Origin of the sequence: Barnesiella viscericola DSM 18177 (assembly GCF_000512915.1) — a bacterium.
Classification (GTDB): domain Bacteria; phylum Bacteroidota; class Bacteroidia; order Bacteroidales; family Barnesiellaceae; genus Barnesiella; species Barnesiella viscericola.
The window spans coordinates 1,520,249-1,540,588 of sequence record NZ_CP007034.1 but is presented as its reverse complement, the minus strand read 5'-3'; the positions used below and the strand labels follow the sequence as shown (position 1 = coordinate 1,540,588).

The 20,340-nt window shown below is 55.1% G+C and carries 17 protein-coding genes and 1 riboswitch; of the genes, 9 read left to right on the top strand and 8 right to left on the bottom strand.

Annotated elements, in window-relative coordinates; translation table 11 throughout:
- The first annotated feature begins 36 nt into the window (after positions 1 to 36).
- The gene (locus BARVI_RS06105; protein ID WP_025278393.1) at positions 37 to 609 is read left to right on the top strand and encodes an adenylate kinase; all 573 of its coding nucleotides are present in this window, start codon (positions 37 to 39) and stop codon (positions 607 to 609) included.
- Between the two features lie 139 nt (positions 610 to 748).
- On the opposite strand, the gene BARVI_RS06100 is transcribed toward BARVI_RS06105, so the two are convergent.
- A complete protein-coding gene (locus tag BARVI_RS06100; RefSeq protein ID WP_025278392.1) occupies positions 749 to 2,782 on the bottom strand; it encodes a leucine-rich repeat domain-containing protein in 2,034 nt (677 codons plus the stop codon).
- Positions 2,783 to 3,054: 272 nt separating this feature from the next.
- Here BARVI_RS06100 and obgE point away from each other — a divergent pair, with 272 nt between their 5' ends.
- Positions 3,055 to 4,191 (top strand): GTPase ObgE, encoded by a 1,137-nt coding sequence (gene obgE / locus BARVI_RS06095; RefSeq protein WP_025278391.1) that lies wholly within the window; start codon positions 3,055 to 3,057, stop codon positions 4,189 to 4,191.
- Complete coding sequence (gene pgeF, locus BARVI_RS06090; protein ID WP_025278390.1) at positions 4,191 to 4,997, top strand: peptidoglycan editing factor PgeF; 807 nt, start codon at positions 4,191 to 4,193, stop codon at positions 4,995 to 4,997. The genes obgE and pgeF overlap by 1 nt, the downstream gene beginning before the upstream one ends.
- Before the next feature lie 106 nt (positions 4,998 to 5,103).
- On the opposite strand, the gene BARVI_RS12945 is transcribed toward pgeF, so the two are convergent.
- Entirely contained in the window at positions 5,104 to 6,840 is a 1,737-nt protein-coding gene (locus BARVI_RS12945) for a DNA/RNA non-specific endonuclease (protein WP_084547006.1), read from the bottom strand.
- 363 nt (positions 6,841 to 7,203) lie between these two features.
- Here BARVI_RS12945 and BARVI_RS06080 point away from each other — a divergent pair, with 363 nt between their 5' ends.
- On the top strand, positions 7,204 to 7,917 hold the full coding sequence (locus BARVI_RS06080) for a YjjG family noncanonical pyrimidine nucleotidase (protein WP_025278388.1): 714 nt from the start codon (positions 7,204 to 7,206) through the stop codon (positions 7,915 to 7,917).
- A 76-nt stretch (positions 7,918 to 7,993) separates the two neighbouring features.
- On the opposite strand, the gene BARVI_RS06075 is transcribed toward BARVI_RS06080, so the two are convergent.
- Genes BARVI_RS06075 through BARVI_RS06055 form a run of 5 tightly spaced genes read right to left on the bottom strand, consistent with a single transcriptional unit; the run spans position 7,994 to position 12,269 of the window.
- On the bottom strand, positions 7,994 to 8,620 hold the full coding sequence (locus tag BARVI_RS06075; protein WP_025278387.1) for a sugar O-acetyltransferase: 627 nt from the start codon (positions 8,618 to 8,620) through the stop codon (positions 7,994 to 7,996).
- Positions 8,621 to 8,627: 7 nt separating this feature from the next.
- Complete coding sequence (locus BARVI_RS06070; RefSeq protein WP_025278386.1) at positions 8,628 to 9,230, bottom strand: IMPACT family protein; 603 nt, start codon at positions 9,228 to 9,230, stop codon at positions 8,628 to 8,630.
- Between the two features lie 58 nt (positions 9,231 to 9,288).
- The gene (cydB, locus tag BARVI_RS06065) at positions 9,289 to 10,434 is read right to left on the bottom strand and encodes a cytochrome d ubiquinol oxidase subunit II (RefSeq protein WP_025278385.1); all 1,146 of its coding nucleotides are present in this window, start codon (positions 10,432 to 10,434) and stop codon (positions 9,289 to 9,291) included.
- A gap of 15 nt (positions 10,435 to 10,449) precedes the next feature.
- Positions 10,450 to 12,003 (bottom strand): cytochrome ubiquinol oxidase subunit I, encoded by a 1,554-nt coding sequence (locus tag BARVI_RS06060; RefSeq protein ID WP_025278384.1) that lies wholly within the window; start codon positions 12,001 to 12,003, stop codon positions 10,450 to 10,452.
- On the bottom strand, positions 12,000 to 12,269 hold the full coding sequence (locus BARVI_RS06055; protein WP_198015999.1) for a DUF4492 domain-containing protein: 270 nt from the start codon (positions 12,267 to 12,269) through the stop codon (positions 12,000 to 12,002). The genes BARVI_RS06060 and BARVI_RS06055 overlap by 4 nt, the downstream gene beginning before the upstream one ends.
- A 179-nt stretch (positions 12,270 to 12,448) precedes the next feature.
- Positions 12,449 to 12,648: riboswitch (cobalamin riboswitch) on the top strand.
- Positions 12,649 to 12,808: 160 nt separating this feature from the next.
- On the opposite strand from BARVI_RS06055, the gene BARVI_RS06050 reads away from it, so the two are divergent.
- From BARVI_RS06050 to BARVI_RS12935, 5 genes are all read left to right on the top strand, one after another.
- Positions 12,809 to 14,782 carry a TonB-dependent receptor plug domain-containing protein gene (locus BARVI_RS06050; protein ID WP_232214025.1) on the top strand — a complete coding sequence of 658 codons (1,974 nt, stop codon included), beginning with the start codon at positions 12,809 to 12,811 and terminating at the stop codon, positions 14,780 to 14,782.
- 23 nt (positions 14,783 to 14,805) lie between these two features.
- Entirely contained in the window at positions 14,806 to 15,954 is a 1,149-nt protein-coding gene (locus BARVI_RS06045) for a YncE family protein (protein WP_038534290.1), read from the top strand.
- Between the two features lie 5 nt (positions 15,955 to 15,959).
- Positions 15,960 to 17,162, top strand: coding sequence for a hypothetical protein (locus BARVI_RS06040; RefSeq protein ID WP_025278380.1), 1,203 nt, complete (start codon positions 15,960 to 15,962; stop codon positions 17,160 to 17,162).
- Between the two features lie 122 nt (positions 17,163 to 17,284).
- Complete coding sequence (locus BARVI_RS12940; protein ID WP_025278379.1) at positions 17,285 to 18,247, top strand: DUF4465 domain-containing protein; 963 nt, start codon at positions 17,285 to 17,287, stop codon at positions 18,245 to 18,247.
- A gap of 295 nt (positions 18,248 to 18,542) precedes the next feature.
- On the top strand, positions 18,543 to 19,511 hold the full coding sequence (locus BARVI_RS12935; RefSeq protein ID WP_025278378.1) for a DUF4465 domain-containing protein: 969 nt from the start codon (positions 18,543 to 18,545) through the stop codon (positions 19,509 to 19,511).
- A gap of 169 nt (positions 19,512 to 19,680) precedes the next feature.
- On the opposite strand, the gene BARVI_RS06025 is transcribed toward BARVI_RS12935, so the two are convergent.
- On the bottom strand, positions 19,681 to 20,325 hold the full coding sequence (locus BARVI_RS06025) for a TetR/AcrR family transcriptional regulator (RefSeq protein ID WP_025278377.1): 645 nt from the start codon (positions 20,323 to 20,325) through the stop codon (positions 19,681 to 19,683).
- Between the last annotated feature and the right edge of the window lie 15 nt (positions 20,326 to 20,340).

Genomic DNA, 20,340 nt, shown 5'->3' with positions numbered 1-20,340 from the left:
CGAACCCAAGGTTGAATAGGATAATATAAGGTAAAAATGTTGAATGTAGTAATTTTTGGTGCTCCGGGTTCGGGCAAAGGAACCCAGAGCGAGAAACTGATTAATGAGTATGGTTTGTTCCATATCTCTACGGGTGATGTATTGCGCGAGCAGATTGCCAAAGGTACCGAACTGGGTAAGACGGCCGACTCGTATATCTCGAAAGGTCAGTTGATTCCCGACGACCTGATGGTCGATATTCTGGCTCACGTGCTCGACTCGCACGAAGAGTGCAAGAAGGGTGTGATATTCGACGGATTCCCCCGCACCATAGCCCAGGCAGAGGCTTTGACCCGCATGCTGGCCGAGCGTCAGGCTCAGGTCGATGTTGTGTTGGGGCTCGAAGTCGAGGAGCAGGAGCTGATCGACCGCCTGTTGAAACGTGGACAGGTTTCGGGTCGCAGCGACGACAACTTGGAGACGATACAAAAACGTCTCGACGTATATCACAACCAAACCAAGCCCCTCAAAGATTTCTATCAGAAGGAGAACAAATACCGGGCAATCCCCGGCATGGGCAGCATCGACGATATTTTTGAGAATATCAAGAGCGTGATAGGTAGTCTGTAATCGGGAAGGAATATACAAATAGAAAGGGAGTACGAGGCCGTACTCCCTTTTTTATTGGAACAGGTATTTGGAACACTGTCGATAAATAAAGGGCGGCCCCGTAGCGGAGTCGCCCTTTTTGTCAGCGGTTGTTTGGAGATTATTTTACCACTTTAAATGTCTTGGAGGTATTACCCGAGGTGACACGTACGATGTAGAGACCGCTGGCTGCGGGTTGGAATGATACCGAACCCTGAGCCCCGTCGATGCGGTCGAGCAGGTGGCCGGTCGTGTTGAACAGTTCGACGGTGCAGTTGCTCAGCGAGCCTAATACCACTTGCAGGAGTCCGGCATTTTGAGTCACGAAACACTCGTTGCTTTCGACTTGGGCGATACCCGACTGCTCTTTACCGGTGAAGTGGAGCACGATTTTCTGGTTGAGGAAGCCATCGGCGTTCTCGACGATTCCGGCGGGAATGGTCACGTAGTACTCTTCGCCGCCTTCCAGAGCGATGGGTTGAACTCCCTCTTGATACTCATCGGCCGGGAACACGTTCACGGTCTGGCCGCTGGCATAGGCCATCCAGCCCCCTTCGTTTACAACAGGTTCACCAGCGAGCTCCTGGCCCTTTACTACGGTTACTGCGGGGAACTGTTCCACCAGTGTGACGTCGGTGGCGAAGGTGATTTCGAGTGTGCCGAGTGATTCCAGTTCCGAGTCGTTGGCTGGGAGCACGCTCTCGGGAGCCAGCACGCCGGTAGCCGACTCGACAATGTTGTCGAACTGGTAGCCCCATTCGCTGTTTTCATAGTCCGACAGGGTCCCTTTGGGCACGTAGACCGTTACCTGTGAAGCCTCGATGTTGCCGAAGGGGTGGTCGTAACCCTCGTCATAGTCCAATAGAGGAGGGTTGGCTCCCAGGCAGAATACTTCGGTAAGAGCCGAGCATCCGTTGAAGGCGTAGGCCCCGATTGAGCGAACACCGGCCGGAATGGTTACCGATTTCAGCGCCTCACATTGGGCGAAAGTCCCTTCATATACGGCCGTGATGTTTTCGGGGAGAACCAGTGTGGTCAGTTGTGTTTTGGCAAAAGCCTGGTTGCCGAGGAGAACTACCGACGAGGGGAAGTTGATTTCGGCCAGAGCCGATTCGGAGAAGGCGTTGTCGTCGAAGGCACGCAGACCCTCGGGAACAATCACCTTTTGCACCTTGGCGTGCGAGAAGGCACCCTCGCCTACACCCAGGCAGTCGTTGGCAATCGTGTATTCGGCGGCAGCTTGGTTGGGATAGGCCATGAGCACACGACCGTCGGCTGAGTAGAGCACTCCATCAACGGCTTTGCAGGCGGTATTGCCGGCCTCTACGGCAAAGGCCGTGACGCCCGTGTTGGAGAAGGCGGCATCGCCAACCTCTGATACACCGGCCGGAATGGTTACCGATGTGAGCGATGTGTTGTCGAGGAAAGCATATGCCCCTATCTTCCGAAGGCTGGACGGGAGGTTGATGGATGCCAACTTGGCACACTCCCTGAAAGCTCCCTTGGCCAGAGAGTCAACCCCTTCGCCCAGCGTGACTTTGGCCAGGTTGGGGCAGAGCTGGAAGGCATTGGTGCCAATCGACTTGCAGCTGCCGGGAATGTTTATCTCGCTGATGGCTGTCTTGTAAAAAGCTCCACCGCCTATCGAAGTATAGTCACTGGCAAAGGTGATGTGGGTCAAGCCCGAACTGTTGAAGAAACAGCTTTCCGGGATTTCGGTCACACCGGCCGGAATAGCCAGCGAGGTGATTTGGCTGTTCGAAGCCAGGGCGTAGCGGCCCAGCGAGGTGAGGTTTTCCGATAGTACCACCTCGGCCAAATCGTAGTTGTAGTAGATGGCATTGTCTTTCAAAGTCGTAACCGTGTTGGGCATCTCGATTTTGGTAATGTCCGAGGTCCAGCGGAAGGCATACTGTTCGATAGAGGTGACGGTGTAGTCTTTTCCCTCATAGGAGACGGTAGCGGGGATTACCACCTCGGTGACTTTGGATTCACCCTCTTCGTAGTTTTCGTTGAAGTCCGATACACCCACTGTGTTCTCACCGGTAACGGTGTATTGGATTCTGTTTACCTCGAATGTCGTGGCCTCCTGTGCACTTGACGCAAAGGGCCAGAGTGTCGCTAAGACGACAAAAAGAGTAGCAAATTTCTTCATAAAAGTCCTGTTTTTTTTGTAAATCGGCTGCAAAGGTAGATAATTTTGTGAAGTATGAAAGTTTATACGTGAAATCTTTATTAAAAAGAGTTACTTTGAATTTTTATTTAATTTATTAGTTGAAACTTGTATAAGAGCCGTTCAGAAAAGAGTCTCTATACTATCTTTTTTCTCCTGTAAATCTGCGATAAACGGGAAGAGATGAACCCATTCGTTGGTCGAGTGTTACCTTTTCGTTATTTTTGCAGCCACAATCCTAAAAGAAACAGTTTATGGCAGAGTCGAATTTTGTAGATTATGTGAAGATACTTTGTCGCTCGGGCAAGGGAGGTGCCGGAGCCATGCACCTGTATCGGGCCAAGTATGTGCCCAAGGGCGGACCCGATGGCGGTGACGGCGGCCGGGGCGGAAATATTTATTTGCGGGCCAATCGCAATCTGTGGACTCTGCTGCACCTGAAATATTCGCGGCACGTCTTTGCCGGCAACGGTTCGCCGGGCGGTGCCAATCGCAGTTTCGGCAAGGACGGCGAAGACAAGACCATCGAGGTGCCCTGCGGAACGGCGGTGTTCGATGCCGATACGGGCGAATTTCTGTGTGAGGTAACGCAGGACGGCGAGGAGCTCGTGCTGTTGAAAGGGGGCCGAGGCGGCCTGGGCAACTGGCATTTCAAGTCGGCCACCAACCAGACTCCGCGCTATGCCCAACCCGGCGAGCCGGCCATCGAGCGCACGGTGATTCTCGAATTGAAGCTGTTGGCCGATGTGGGTCTAGTGGGTTTCCCCAATGCCGGTAAGTCGACCCTGCTCTCTACCATCTCGGCAGCCCGTCCCAAGATTGCCGACTACCCCTTCACGACACTCGAACCCAACTTGGGTATCGTCTCCTATCGCGACAACCGCTCGTTTGTCATGGCCGATATTCCCGGCATCATCGAGGGGGCCAGCGAGGGCAAAGGGTTGGGATTGCGTTTCCTGCGCCACGTCGAGCGCAATGCGGTACTCCTGTTCATGGTGCCTGCCGATGCCGACAGTATCCGTGGCGAGTATGAGATTCTGCTGCGCGAACTGACGGCATTCAATCCCGACTTGCAGGACAAGCAGCGCGTGCTGGCCGTAACCAAGTGCGACATGCTCGACGACGAACTGCTTGAAGCCTTGAAGAGCGACCTGCCCGATATTCCCACGGTCTTCATTTCGTCGGTCACGGGGCAGGGGATTACCGAGTTGAAAGATCTCTTGTGGAGCCAGCTCAACGATGAGGCCAACCGGGTGATGACCCTGACACACCGCAATCTCGACGCCCGTCACCGGGTGGCCGAGGAGGATAACTTCGACACGAGTGCCGGGCTCGATGATGAGGCCGACAACTGGGCCGACGATGATAATTTCGACGAAGAGGATTGGTGATGATTCTGCACACGACCGATACTTTCCGATGGTACTCTTTTTCGCTGTTCGACTCCCTGCCGGGTGTCGTCACCTTTGTGACTACACGCGGCGGTGCGGTAGCGGGCGACCCCTTCTCGACCGATAATCTGGGCGAGTACACCGACGATGCCCCCGACCGGGTAACGGCCAATCGGCAGCGGTTGCATGATGCGTTGGGGTATGACCGGCTGGCGGCACCCCATCAGGTACATGGCGTGGCCGTGGCTTCGGTCGCAGCCGACTGGCTGACCCGCTCCGATGACGAATGGTGCGAGCGGCTCGACGGGGCCGATGCCGTGATGACCGATTGCCCCGGTGTAGCCGTAGCGGTGTCGACGGCCGACTGTGTGCCGGTGCTGCTCTGTGATCCCGACCGGCGGGCCTGTGCCGCTGTGCATGCGGGTTGGCGGGGTATGGCCGCTCACATCGTGCGCGAGGCGGTGGAGTCGATGGTCCGGCGTTACGGTACGAATCCCGCATGCCTGTTGGCCGCCGTGGGCCCCTCGATCGGACCCGACCGTTTCGAGGTGGGCGACGAGGTGGTCGATGCCTTTCTGACCGCCGGGTTTGATGAGGCCGCCGTGGTGCGGCGCTATCCGTCGCGGCGGGCGCACGTCGACCTGTGGGCTGCGGCTGTCGAGGAGCTCACGGCCTGTGGTGTGGAACTGTCGCACATCGAGGTGGCCGGTATCTGTACGCAGGAGCATAGCGACGAATTTTTCTCAGCCCGGGCCTTGGGTGTCCGTTCGGGCCGGTTTCTCACCGGTATCTGTTTCCAATCGTAAAAAAGGGCCCTCGGGAAAAAGCCGAGAGCCCTATTGACCGCGTCAACACCTATACTTGCGGTCGGTTGTCCCCTTTTTTTGTCTTGTTGGTTGTTAGGTGTATTTCTTAGAGATTCCATTCAGAGGGTGCACACTGCTTCTTCACCTTGTCGGGTACACTCGGGAAGAAGGTAAACCCGGTCTGTTGTTCGATATATTCCACCGACTGGCAGTAGTCTGTGCTGAACTCCTCGGGGTAATCGTTGCGGTGTTCGAGCCAGAAGCCGATGGCTTTCAGTTCACTGGCCTCGCATTGGCCCACGTGCTTGCCGCTGTTGCCCGAGCGGGTGCGCAGAATCACCTTGAAGTAGTGGGTGGGCACGGCGCACAACTTGGCGTTGGGGTCGTAGCTGTCGTTGTAGTTGCCGTCGTAGGTCGAGGTGTATCCGTTGCCAAAGTAGCAGCCGGTCACCACGTAGAGCGTGTCGTTGCACAGGTTGTTGCGGACCTTGCTTTCGAGCGATTCCCAGATACCCCCGTTGAAGGTGCCGTCTTGCGGAGTCATGTTCGAGGCGTAGAAAGTCTGGGCGTTCAGCTCGTCGTTGATTGTGCGGTCGCCCGATGGAATCTGATGCCCGCGCGAATAGTCCTGGTAGTAGCAGTAGGGGTTGCCATAGAGCAGAGCCTGGAAGGCCGCGTCGATGAGCGGGTCGGCTGCCCAAGCCTCGGTCCGGCCGCTCGAACCCCGGTAGCAGGCGTGCAGCGGGTAAGCTACCCACAGGGCGGCGTGTTTCTCCCGGTCGAAAAGCATGGTGTAGTTGCGCACCGTTTCCCCGCCCAGGGTACCGGTGTGGGTAATCACATAGTCGTTGCTACCGTAGAGCGGTAACTCGGGCAACGGATAGACCGTATTGTCGAAGGCGATGACCTGGCTCGACGGGTCACCGTCGGTCAGCCGTACATCGTCGATGCGCATCAGGTTTGCACCGTCGGTGGTGCTGAACCGTATGCCGAGGGTACCGTCGGCCGCAACATTTTGCAGCGAAAACGAGCAGGTGGTGAGTTCCCAGTCCCGGGTGGGCGCTCGGGTGTAGTCGAGCTGTACCCACGACGAGCCGTTACCCACCTCGACAATCAGGTCGGCATAGTCGAACAACTTGTTTTCCGAGCTGCCGAATTGCAGGATAAAATCACGCTCCTGTCCTACACGGATACCGTTGATGGCCAGGTAACTGCCACTACGGGTGAAATTGAGATTGTTCTTGCCCGAAGCGTAGGGTTTGTAGTCGGCATTGGGTGAATAGTCCGAGAACCAGTCGTTCCGCACCGATACACTCATCTGCTCGTAGGTTTCGCTGCCTTGCCCGGTACCCGTAGCGTTTTTCCAGCCGTCAAACTCGTCGAGATAGGGCCATCGATTCGAGATTTTTGAGGACACCTCTTTATCGAAATCGTTGTTGTAAATAACCGTTCGCTCGATGGGTTCGATTATGGGGGCAGCTCTCGATATGGTCACTTCGCGCGAGATGACCTCTTCGTCGTTTTGCGGAATGGTCGTGAGGGTCAGTTTGCAGGTTACTCCTACGGGAGCGTCGGTAATCTGTATGCGTGACTCGCCACTGGTGCCTTCGCTCTTGTCTATTTTTAATGCGGTATTATCGACCTCCGCCTTCCAGTTGGCATTGGTATTGACGGTGATGACATTCTTCGAGGCATCGTTTTCGTCGAATACCAGTGTTTGGGGCGATACGGTCAGTGAAACTTCTACGGGGGGAATTTCGGGTTCGGTCTGTTCCTTTTCTTCGCAGGCGCAAAAGAGAGCAAGGAATACCCCTGCCATGTACATGTGTGTCTTTTTTATCATAGTGAAGTGATGTGATAATTTACAAACAAAAGTAGGTGAGGAGGGAGGAGTAGAGCGAGCAATACGTCAAATTTTAGGGGCAATGCGTCAAAAACGGAACGTTTGCTAAAAAGTACAAAGTTGTTTTTTTGAGCTTTGCAGAAAATAAAAGGCTTATAGCCAAATGTTTATTTCCCGTGAATGGACTTTTGTATAAGGTCGGGTGGAAAATAATTCCATCAGCTGACGAGTGCTGTCATTAATTTTTAAGAGATGGAGGAAGAAGTTTTTTATGACCGATGAAGCGGTATAGATAGAACTGATTTTATCGTATATTTGTACCTGTGCGAGAATCATAAGGGAAGGAATATAAAGAAACAGACCATGAACAAGAGGATATGCAAGACGCTGTTTATCGACCTGGACGATACGATATGGGATTTCAGGGCGAACTCCATGTGGTCGTTGCGGCAGGTGTACGGGGAGTTCTCGCTCGGCCGGGTGTTTACCCGCTATGAACAGTTCCAGTCGCTCTATATGGAGGCTAATCATGAATTGTGGGAGGCCTATCACCACAACCGGGTGACGAAAGATTTCCTGATAGTCGAGCGTTTTGCCCGTCCGTTCCGACAGGTGGGCAGTGCGTTGAGCGGCGATATGGACTTTATCATGCAGCTCAACCATCGTTATCTCGATGTGTTGGCCCAGCAGAAGAGGCTGGTGCCGGGAGCTGTCGACCTGCTCGACTACCTCACGGGCAAGGGCTATCCGCTCTATATCCTGAGTAATGGATTCTCCGAGGTGCAGTCGCGCAAGTTGCATTCGGGCGGCATCGACCGCTATTTCAAGCGACTGATTCTCTCCGACGAAATCGGTATTACCAAGCCCGACCGCCGGCTCTTCGACTATGCCTTGCAGGTGGTGGGGGCCGATGCGGTCGATACCCTTATCGTGGGCGACAACTACGATGCCGACATCTTGGGGGCGATGCACGCGGGGTGGCGGGCTATCTATTTTAATCGCGACAAGCTACCCGTGACGGGGGAACAACCCGACTATGTGGTGACCGAACTGGCCGAAATAAAACAGATATTGTAGATTAATTGTGAAGCGGCTCCTGCGGTTCGAGTCGTAATGCCTGTTGTGGCAGATTTATCCCCCCCCTTCGATTTTCTCAGCGACCCTTTTTTCGGGAGCTGCGTTCCTGCTGTTCCTGCCAGCTGTACGAGCGCTGGCGGTCGGCCTCGGTCACGGGGCGAATCACGTGGCACGGGTTCCCGCCGGCAATGACGTTGGCCGGTATGTCGCCTGTCACCACGCTGCCTGCGGCAATGATGCTGTTGTCGCCGATGGTCACGCCCGGGGTGATGGTCACCCCGCCGCAAATCCACACGTTGTTGCCGATGGTGATGGGCCAGGCATATTCGAGCCACTGGTTGCGTCGCTCCACGTCGATGGGGTGTCCGGCGGTGTAAAGCCCCACGTTGGGTGCGATGAGCACGTTGTCGCCGATGGTGATGGGGGCCTCGTCGAGCATCACGCAGTTGTAGTTGGCAAAGAAATTCTCGCCCACGTGAATGTTGTGACCGTAGTCGCACAGGAAGGGTGAGACGATATTGAAGCGCTTGGGGGCTGTTCCCAGAATCTCGCGGAGCAGCTGTTCCCGCTCCCGGGTCTGCGAAGGGAGCAGGCGGTAGTTGAGTTCAAAGAGTTTGTTGCGGGTCGTTTGCAGTTTCACCAGCAGTTCGGGAGCGGCGGCATCGTAGAGCAGTCCGGACTCCATTTTTTCTTGTTCGGTCATCGTCGGGTCAGGTTTCGGTAAAAAAGTGCAGGCCGTCGATTTTCGACAGCCGGTTTTTCAAGTTCTCCATGCGGGAGCGGCGTATGCGCAGGGTCATCTCGCAATCCATGTCGAAGAGTTGCGAGACGATGGTGGGCCCCTCCTCCTTGACGACGCGCATCACCTCGTTCATGAGGGGGTATTCAAAGCCGAAGCGCACCTCGTCCTCGACCTGCCGCTCCACGATTTCGTTGGCGGCAATGGCCTCGGCAGCCGCTTCGCGGTAGGCGACAATCAGTCCGCTCGTGCCCAGCTTGATACCGCCGAAATAGCGCACCACGACGATGAGAATGTCGGTGAGACCGGCCGAGTTGATTTGACCGAGTATCGGTTTCCCGGCCGTGCCCGAGGGTTCGCCGTTGTCGTTCGAGCGGAATTGAGTGCGCTCGTGTCCCAGCATGTAGGCCCAGCAGACGTGGCGGGCGTCGTAGTACTCCTTCTGGTACTTTTCGAGCTCCTGTTTCACCTCGTCGACCGTCGTGACGGGTATGGCGAAGGCGAGGAACTTACTCATCTTCTCCTTGTAAATTCCTTCCGAGGTGCGCGATATGGTCAGGTAGGTGTCGTCCATATACAGAAAAAGAGCTTACTTGTGCAAAAGTAAGCTCTTTTTGTAGAATACGCAAGAATCAATATTTGTGTTCGTTGCTCTTCATCTCGGTGGCGGTGATGGGTTTCTTGTCCATGGCGCGCCATACGTAGAAGATGTAGGCCAGCACAAAGGGAATGAGCAGCGATACGACGCTCATCGTTTCCAGGGTAAAGAGGCTCGACGAACTGTTGTAGATGGTGAGCGAGCTCTGCATGTCGGCTACCGAGGGGTAGTAGGGGGTGTTGTTGTAGCCTGCGATGAAGAAGAGGCTGAGCACCACCAGCACGGTGCCGATGCCCGAGAACCAGATGCCCCGGGTGTAGTGTTGCCCGAATACCGAGCGAATGAGGGCGTAGAGCACCAGCACGACTCCCACGAGGAACATGAAGGCTACCCACGGCATCTCGATGAGGTTGTGGAAATACTTGTAGGCGCGGGGGAATACCTCGCCGGTGAGCGGGTTGGTTTCGTAGCCGGTGGCCAGCAAGGTAGCAGTCACGAACGAGAGGAAGAAGAGCACGAAGACGATGCCGTTGACCAGCACCTGTTTGCGCGAACGCTCGAACAGGGTGTCGTCCTTGATGTTGTTCATGAAGTAGAGGGCACCTTGCGTGCGGGCCAGGAAGAGTACCGTGACACCCAGCAACAGGTTGCGCACGTCGAGCAGCGCTTCCAGTCCGTGCCAGCCGTTGGTCCAGCTGCTGATGACCGGCGACCCCGGTGTGGTGAGGTTGCCTTTCTCGACCACGAAATCGGCCCCGGTGAAGAAGGTGCCTACGGCCACACCCAGCAGCACGGGACCCACGATGCCGTTGATGAGCAGGAAGGTATCGTAGGTATTCTTGCCCAGGAAGTTGCCTCTCTTGGAGCGGTATTCATACGACACGGCCTGAATGATGAAGCTGAACAGAATGGCCATCCACAGCCAGTAGGCTCCGCCGAAACTGGTGGAATAGAAGAGCGGGAAGGAGGCGAAGAAGGCGCCGCCGAAAACCACCAGGGTGGTAAAGGTGAACTCCCACTTGCGGCCCAGCGAGTTGACCATCATACTTTTCTCGATTTCGTTTTTCCCCATCGTGGCCAGCAGCGACTGTCCGCCCTGCACGAAGAGTAGGAATACCAGTATTGCGCCCAGCAGCGAGATGAGAAACCACCAGTAGTGCTGGTAGAATATTTCGTTCATTTCCATAGTGCTTAGTTATTTTTTTTCGGTTCCTTTTTTAATTTGTTTCAGCATGATACCCACCTCGGCGATGAGCAGTATGGTAAAGAGGGCGGCAAAGAGCCAGAAGGTGGTCTGTACCGAGGCTACCTCGATTTTCGAGATGGCGGCGAAGGTGGGCATGATGTCCTGGATTACCCACGGCTGACGGCCCATCTCGGCAACAATCCACCCCGCTTCGAGGCAGACGTATCCCAGCGGAATGGTGAGTATGGCTACCCACAGCATCCATTTGAGGTTGGGCAGTTTCTCCTTGTAGGAGAGTACCAGAACGAGTATGAAGAAGAGTATGAAATAACCGCCCAGGATAATCATGATGTGGAACGAGTAGAAGACGAACGGCACGTGGGGAATGAGCTGCTCGACCGAGTCGACATAGCCGTAGCCGAAGTACTCGTAGTTGGCTTCGAGCCGGGCCCGGGCCTCGTTCATCGCCGTGGTGTCGTTGTTCTGCCGGGCCGTGTTGAAGTCGGCCAGCGCGGCGATAGCCAGGCGGCCGCGTTCCATCTTCTCCTGCGCCGAGAGGGCGATAATCTCCTCGCCTTTGAGGTTCTTGTCGGGGTACCCGCCGTCGATAATGTCGTTGATGCCGGGCACGAAGCCGTCGACTTCACGGGTGGCCAGTATCGAGAGCAGTTTGGGAATAGGTATGTCGAAGAGGAACTCCTTCTCGTTGTTGTTAAACTCCTTGGCCGGGTTGAGGATACCGAAGGCGATGAGCTCCTGCCCCTTCTTGCCATGATATACACCCTCCATGGCGGCCAGTTTCATGGGCTGCTTGTCGGCCACCTCATAGGCCGAGCCGTCGCCGGTGTAGGCCACGACGAGAGCGCCGACCAGGCCGACCCATGCTCCCACGCGAATGCTCTGCTTGGCCAGGAAGTTCTCGCGGTTTTTCAGCAGGTACCACGAGCTGACACCCACCACGAAGATACCGCCCAGCACCCAGCCGGCCGATACCGAGTGGAAGAACTTGTTGATGGCTACCGGCGAGAGCACCAGTGCCCAGAAGTCGTCCATGACGTTGCGGGCGGTCTCGGGGTCGAATTTCATGCCCACGGGGTATTGCATCCACGAGTTGGCTACCAGAATCCACAGGGCCGAAATCGAGGCGCCTATGGCAGTGAGCCAGGTCGATGCCAGGTGGAAGCGCTTGCTCACCTTGTTCCAGCCGAAGAACATCACGGCAATGAAGGTCGCCTCCATGAAGAAGGCCATGATACCCTCGATGGCCAGCGGAGCCCCGAAGATGTCGCCCACGAACCAGCTGTAATTCGACCAGTTGGTGCCGAACTGAAATTCGAGAATGATACCGGTGGCCACCCCGATGGCGAAGTTGACGCCGAAGAGGGTCATCCAGTATTTGGTAATGGTTTTCCAGCGTTCATCGCCGGTGCGGTAGTAGATGGTTTCCATGATACCGACGATGACGCCCAGCCCCAGCGTGAGGGGCACGAACAGCCAGTGGTAGATGGCGGTGAGGGCAAACTGTGCCCTCGACCAGTCGACGAGAGTGAAAAGATCGTTCATAACTCTTGTGATTGATTGGGTTGAGAATTATTGGGATTGGTTAGATTTTCGATGACGGCATTGGCACGCTCCTCGTCGGTATCGAATTCCGTTTTCAGGATATTGGGGAAAAAGAAGAGTTTGAGGATAAAAAACATGATGAACAGTTTGATGAGGATAATTGCCCACAGTGTTTTTCCCAAGGTCATTGCCCGAAATCCTTCGAGGTAGAATCGCCATACGCGCAGCACGACGTTGTCGTTTTTCAAGGTCTTGTTTCCTTCCATGGTTTGTCTTGTCGGTTGAAGAAAGATTCCGCAATATTCGCTAAAATTTGTGATTGATACAAATTTATAACCGTTATTTTTATTGTCCGATCCATTGTTTTTTAGAAGTAACGATTGGTGTTGTGGTTTGGTTTGGAATAATTTTCAGGAAAAAATGGAACAGTATCAATAAATTGTGTTACCTTTGTGCCTGCATTGGTTTTGAAACCCCGTCCGGGGCGTAGAATGAAAAGGGAATCGGGTGAGAATCCCGAACAGTCCCGCTGCTGTAAGCTCCTGTACAGGTGCCGAGAATACTTGAAAGCCACTGATTATGACGATTGGGAAGGCCTCGGTTACCGGAGTAAGTCAGAAGACCTGCCATGCGTTGTGTCATTAGCTTTCGGGGGGTAGAGCTTGTGAATCTGCGGAACGGGTGCCACACTGTACACGTCTGCCTGTTTACATGAAACTTATGGGCTGCAACCCTTTCCCGAGGCTGTTAAAAAAATAGTCCGATGGAAAGACTTTGTCGCAGGGTATTGCTTGGAATGGTCACGATGGTGGGGGCTGCTCTTTGGGGGCAGGCCGGGGCTGTCACACCCTCAACGCCCGACTCGATAGAGACCCAGAGCCTGGGCGAGGTGATGGTTACCGCCAACCGGTACAGCGAGGTGATTCCCTCCCAAAAGTTATCGGGCAAGGAGTTGCAGGCGCTCAACAGCTTCTCGGTGGCCGATGCCATACGCTATTTCTCGGGTCTGCAAATCAAGGACTACGGCGGCGTGGGCGGTTTGAAAACCGTCAATATCCGCAGCATGGGTACCAACCACATGGGGGTCTACTACAACGGCATTCAGTTGGGCAACGCCCAGAACGGACAGGTAGACCTGGGCAAGTTCTCGCTCGAGAACATCGAGGAGATTTCGCTCTATAACGGACAGAAGAGCGAGATATTCCAGTCGGCCCGCGAGTTCGGTTCGGCCGGTTCCATCTACCTCACGACCCGTCGGCCCAAGTTCAAGCCGGGCGAGAAGTCGCACTTGAAGGCCTCGTTCAAGACCGGGTCGTTCGACTTGGTCAACCCCTCGGTGCTGTTTGAATACAAACTTAGCGAGAGTGTGAGCATGACCTTCAACAGCGAGTGGACCGGCTCGAGCGGCAAATACAAGTTCCGCTACAAGCGGGTCACCCCCTCGGGCGAGGTAGCCTACGACACCACGGCCACCCGGCAGAACGGCGACATCGATGCCGTGCGCTTCGAGGGCGGCTTGCAGGGCTATCTGCCCAACGGATTCTGGAAAGCCTATGTCTACCATTACAGCTCCGAGCGGGGCATTCCCGGTGCCATTGTCAACAACGTGTGGCGCAACGGCGAGCGGTTGTGGGACCGCAACACCTTCGTGCAGGGCGTCTATCAGCAGGATATTACCCGCAAGTACAGCATCAAGGTCAACGCCAAGTATGCCTTTGACTATACCCACTACATGAACAACGACGACAAGCTGATGCGGGTCGACAACCACTACAAGCAGCGCGAGGTCTATTTCTCGTTGGCCAACAAGTATTCGATACTCCGCAACTGGGACGTGTCGGTAGCCTATGACTTGCAGTGGAACGGCCTGTCGGAGTACCTCTCGGCCAGCCGGTACACCCACTGGATTTCGGCTGCCACCGCCTTCTCGCTGGCCGACCGCTTGAAGATGCAGGCCAGCGTGCTGGCCACGCTGGTCGACGAGACCACCGAGGGGCAGGCCAAGGCGCCCAACAAGAGCAAGGTGACACCCGCCCTCTTCCTCTCGTATCAGCCGTTGAAAAGATACAACTGGGTGTTGCGTGCCTTCTACAAGCAAATCTACCGCATGCCTACCTTCAACGACCTCTACTATACCGACATGGGCAATGCGGCACTGAAACCCGAGAGCGCCACCCAGTACAACGTGGGCTTCACCTATGCCGTGGCTCCCAAGACGGGATTCCTCTCGGGCTTCCACACCGGGGTCGACGCCTACTACAACCTGGTGAACGACAAGATTATCGCCTATCCCAAGGGGCAGCAGTTCCGCTGGACCATGCTCAACCTCGGGAAGGTCGACATACGGGGCGTCGACGTGCAGGCCACGGCCACCTTCCGCCTGCCCTTCGAGATAGGGCTGATGACCAAGGTGCAGTATACCTACCAGCAGGCCATCGACATCACCAGCCCCAGCGACAACTACTACCGCGACCAGATACCCTATATCCCCTGGCACAGCGGCTCGGCCATCTTGGGTCTCACCTACAAGGATTGGGGGCTCAATTACAGCTTTGTCTATGTGGGCGAGCGCTACAACCAGCAGGAGAATATCGAATATAACTATGTGCAACCGTGGTACACGAGCGACATTTCGTTGGTGAAATCGTTTAAGATAAAGTCCGTCGCGTTGAAGGTGACGGCCGAGGTCAACAACCTGTTCGACCAGGCCTACGACGTGGTGCTCAACTACCCGATGCCCATGCGCAACTATCGGTTCGGCATAGCGATTGAATTGTGATGATGAAACAACCGACTACATATATGACCCTTGTCGTGGTGCTGGCGACGCTGGCCCTGGCCACGTCGTGCCGCAAGGACGACGTGATCATTCTCACCGAGTATGAGCCGTTGCCGGGTATGCTCGACACCTCGTCGCCCTATGCCGGCCTCTACCTGCTCAACGAGGGGAATATGGGGTCGAACAAATGCACGCTCGACTTTGTCGACTTCGAGCAGGGTGAATATGCCCGCAACCTTTATGCCGAACGTAACCCCAATGTGGTCAAGGAGTTGGGCGACGTGGGTAATGACATACAGATTTATGGTTCCCGGCTCTATGCCGTAATCAACTGCTCGCACAAGGTCGAGGTGCTCGACGCCCGCACCTGCCGGCGCATCGGGCAGGTCGACATACCCAACTGCCGCTATGTGGCCTTCGACGGCGACTATGCCTACGTCTCCTCCTACGTGGGGCCGGTAGGTATCGACCCGAATGCCCAGCTCGGTGCCGTCTTTCAGGTCGACACGGCCACGCTCGAAGTGACGGCCGAGGTGACGGTGGGCTATCAGCCCGACGAACTGGTGATACGCGACGGACTCATTTATGTGGCCAATTCGGGCGGCTACCGCAAACCCAACTACGACAACACGGTGTCGGTCATCGACATCGCCACGATGACTCAGATACGCAAGATTCCCGTGGGGATAAACCTGCATCGCATTCGGGCCGACCGCTACGGCAAGCTGTGGGTATCGTCGCGGGGCGACTACGGGTCGGTGCCTTCGCGCCTCTTTGTCTTGGAGGAGGAGAGCCGCACGGGGCGCATGGAGGTGAGCGATACGCTCGACATTCCGTGCAGTGAGATGGAGATTTGCGGCGATTCGCTCTACCTGTACAGTGTGGCGTGGAGCGACGTGTCGCAGGAGAACAGCGTGACCTATGGCATTATCGACGTGCGCACCCGGCAACTGGTCTCTGACAATTTTATCAAGGACGGTACCGATGCCGACATCGACATTCCCTACGGCTTGAAGGTGAACCCCGCCAACGGCGACATCTATGTGACCGATGCCAAGAATTACGTATCGAGCGGCAATCTGCTCTGTTACGGACGCGACGGACGGTTGAAGTGGAAGGCCCGCACCGGCGACATTCCTGCCCACATGGCTTTTTTGAAAAAAACTAACTGATAGATATGAAACGAATTTTGTACTTTTTGTCGATTGCTTTTCTCGGGCTGCTGGCTGCCTGCCAGAACGACACCCCCTCGATGGTTTCGCTGGGGCTCGACGACACCTATGTGGTGGAGCGCATGAAGCGGCTGAACCTGCACCCCCAATTCACGGGCGAGCGGTATGAGTGGCGGCTCTCCTACGAATCGACCGCGACCGATTCGATTGTGGCCACCACCCGCGACTACACCTTTGTCGCACCCCAGACCGGCACCTATTGGTTGAAGTTGAACATCTACGATGCCGCCAATCCCGTGGAGCATCTCATGCAGATTGTCGTTCGACAGGAAGAGGTGGCATACAGCCCCTACATCACCCGAGTCTACGAGTATCGTCCGGCCCCGGGACAGTTTGTCAACGAACTGCCCGAGTACAACGAGGGCGATACCGAGGAGACCATGCGGCAGAAGGCCGAGGACCGTCTGGCCTACAACGCCGGGTCGATGATTACCCTGGGAGGGTATGGCGGTTATGTGGTTGTGGGCTTCGACCACACAATCGTGAACCGTCCCGGCGAATACGACTTCAAGATATTGGGCAACGCCTTCTACTCCTCGTCCGCTCAGGGTGCGACCGGCGGGAGCAGTGAGCCCGGTATCGTGATGGTGTCGGTCGATGTCAACGGCAACGGCCAGCCCGATGACCCCTGGTACGAACTGGCCGGCAGCGAGTATGGCAAGGAGACGACGGTGAAGGACTACGAAATCACCTACTACCGTCCCGACGAGAACAAGACGCCCGAGCCCGGCACCAGTTCCAGTATTACCGACGCGACCTACGTGCGCTGGACCGACAATCAGGGTGGCACGGGCTACATCTCGAAACTGACCTTCCACAAGCAACCCTATTATCCCCAGTGGCTCGCCTCCGAAACGATGACGTTCAAGGGTACTCGCCTGGCCGACAACGCCATCGACGAGAGCGGCAACGGCTCCTATTATGTGCTGCACGCCTATGACTGGGGCTATGCCGACAACCACCCCAACAACAGCGAAAAATCCAGTTTCAAAATCGATTGGGCGGTCGATGCCGCGGGGAATCCCGTCGCTTTGCCGGGTATCGACTTTGTGAAGATTTACACCGGAGTCAACCAGTTCAACGGCTGGTTGGGTGAATGTTCGACCGAGGTGGCCGGGGTGACCGACTTGCATCTCGAAGAACGTTGAGTTTGTCCACGCGGTCCCGGGGGAAGGTAGCTTTCGTTGGTTATCGGTCTGCCCTCGGGTCGTGAAATGCCGACCGTATATACATGGAAACAAATACTATTAACTTTTAAAACTGATTGAATATGAAGAAACTTTTACTTGCACTGGCCGTTTGCCTCTGCGGCGCCGTTTCGGCCGAGAATGTGGTACTGGATTTGTCGAATCCTCAGGAGGCCCTCAGTTACGACGACAACGGATTGTGGTCCGATGCGTTTAACGAGAATGCCAAGGTGACCTCGCAGGTGTTCACCTTTGCACACCGGTCTCCCTATCCTCAGTATTCGTGCGGCTTTTTCGCCAGCAAAGTGACCACGATTTTGGCTTCGGCCGGCTCTGACGACCAGTATGGCTGCATGGCCAAGGGTGGAGTAGCCGGTGAAGGTACTCCCTATCTGGGTGCCTATTGGGATACGTATAATGAAAGCGAAGACTGGAAATCGTGCGAGGTGAAAATCACGTCGCCCCATTATGCCGTCGGGTGCTATGTGTGCAACAATCCTTATGTCTATTATGTACTCCAAAAGGGCAATGATTTTGGTGGTAAATTTGAACAGGGCGACTGGTTCAAGCTGGTTGCCCACGGTCTTGACGAAAACCGAACCGAGACGGGTACGGTAGAATACTACTTGGCCGACTATCGCTCGGCCAACGCCGACGAGTGGACACTCAACGACTCGTGGCAATGGTTCGACCTGAGCTCGCTGGGCCAGGTGGCCTCTATCTATTTCACCATGGAGTCGAGCGATACGGGAGAGTGGGGTATGAATACGCCGAGTTATTTCTGTCTCGACAAGCTCACGGTATCGACCGAACCTGCATCGGTCGACAAGACTTTGACGGCTGCGGTAAGAGCCTACTACGACCGGACCAGCGGTGTGGTTCGCGTTGAGTCGGCCAGTCCGGTAGAGGCCGCCGTGTACAGCCTGAACGGAACCGCCGTGCTGAAACAACTTGTCGACGGCAGTGCCGCCCTCGACCTGAGTGTCTGTCCTTCGGGCGTGTACGTAGTGCGTTGTGGCGGATACAGCGTGAAGGTTGTCAAATGAGCAACGCGATAAACAAGTGTATGATATGATTATTAGTTAAGTCCCTACTGCCATAGGGTGTGGCGCCTCCGGCGAAGTGATTCGACGGGGGCGCTTCTTTTTTCTCAGGCGGGGCGTTCTCACATGAGAAGTCTCCACCCTTGTTCTCTGAAAGGAAAAGGGGACAGCGAAAAATTTTTTGAAGTCGAGTAGGGGGAAAACAGGTCAGGTGCGTTATCGTAATGTCACCGGCCTCGAAGGCGGGTGTGACGAGAGAGAATTTCCAAATGATGAATTTGAAAAAGTGAATCTGACAATGAGAAAAATTTTCCTTGCCCTGGTCGTATGCTTGCTGTGTAGCGCCGTGTCGGCCGACGTGATTGTGTTGGATTTGTCCAAGCCTGCCGAGGCTATCGAATATAACGAACAAGGTGTGTGGCGCGATGTGTATAAAGGCGAGACCTCCGTTCAGTCGCAAGTATTCCGGTTTTCACACGTATCCTCGTCGCCCTCTTACTATAATGGGTTTATTGCCAGTCGGTCGACGACGGTACTTGAATCGGCCAATTTCGATGACCAGTTCGGCTGCATGGCCCGGGGAGGTGTGGCCGGTGAGGGTTCTCCCTATCTGGTGGCCTACTGGGACGCCTATGCCGAATCGCTTTCCATCGAGCGGAGCTGCGAGGTTACCTTCCCGGCTCCCTATTATACGGCCGGTTTCTATGTGTGCAACAATCCCTATACCTACTATGCGATACAAAAGGGTAACTCGTATGCTGCCAAATTCGAGCAGGGAGCCTGGCTCAAACTGATAGCTCACGGAGTCGATGCGACCGGGAACGAAACCGGTACGGTGGAACATTATCTGACCGACTACCGTTCGGAGAAGCCGGAGGAGTGGACCCTGAACAAATCGTGGAAATGGGTCGATCTGAGTACCCTGGGTAAAGTATCGTCGCTCTATTTTACCATGGAGTCGAGCGATACGGGAGCACAAGGCATGAAAACTCCGGCTTACTTCTGCTTCGACCGGCTGATGGTATTGACCGCTCCTGCGTCGGTCGACGAGGCGCTGGCCGCCACGGCAACCGTATATTTCGACCGGGTCGCAAGTGCGGTGCGCGTAGAGTCGGCCGCGCCGGTAGAGACTGCCGTCTACAACAGCCGCGGAGCCCTGGTGATGCGGCAGCGTGTCGAAGGCACGGCCTCGCTCGACCTGAGCGGTACCCCCTCGGGCGTTTATATCGTGCGCTGCGGTGGGAAGAGTCTTAAAATTGTGAAATGACCATTATATATCGAATAGTGCAAGTGACTATTATAGAAGTGTATATGTTTGATTAGTTAAAACCCTACTGCCATAGGGTTTGGGCGACTCCGGCGAAGTGATTCGACGGAGTCGTTCTTTTTGTGCGGGACATGATGGGAGCCGAATCTCTCTGCCACACCCTCTCGTATCAAGGATATAGGAGCCGGGTGATTTGTGCGATGATGTGTTGTTTCCACTCGGCCAGGAATCGGGTATACTCCTCGGGATTGTCGTGAAAGAAGAGTCGCTTGGAAAGGTTGTGGCTGAGGAACGGGAAGGTGAGTTGGCTGTAAAAGGTCATGAAGATAAACTGCAAGGGGACCTTTTTGAGGTGGTTCCTGTCGATTTCCTGTTGGAGCAGTTCGCCGATGTGGTGCAGATATTGGTCAAATTTTAAGATGTAAAGCGTGTCGATCAGGTGGTCGACGTCGCGATGAATCTCACCGATGATAAACTTGGGCAACAGGGGATTGGCCGTGAAGATATCGAAATAGACGTCGATAATCTCGCCCAACTTTTTTTCAAACGGTTCCTGCTTGGAGAAGATGGCATCGATGTGGGGCAGGAAATTGCTCACAATCGAGGCAAAAACGGCTTGAAACATCTTGTCCTTCGTCCTGAAATAGTAGTGCAGAGTGGGACGGTTTATTCCCACGACGGCAGCGATGTCGCTCATCGAGGTTTGCTCGAATCCCTTTTCGATAAACTCTTGCTTGGCGGCTTCGATAATGCGCGATTCTATATTCTCGGTGGTTCCGCTTTTGGGGACTGTACGGGTAGGTTGGGGTCTCATGGTTGTATCGTGTAG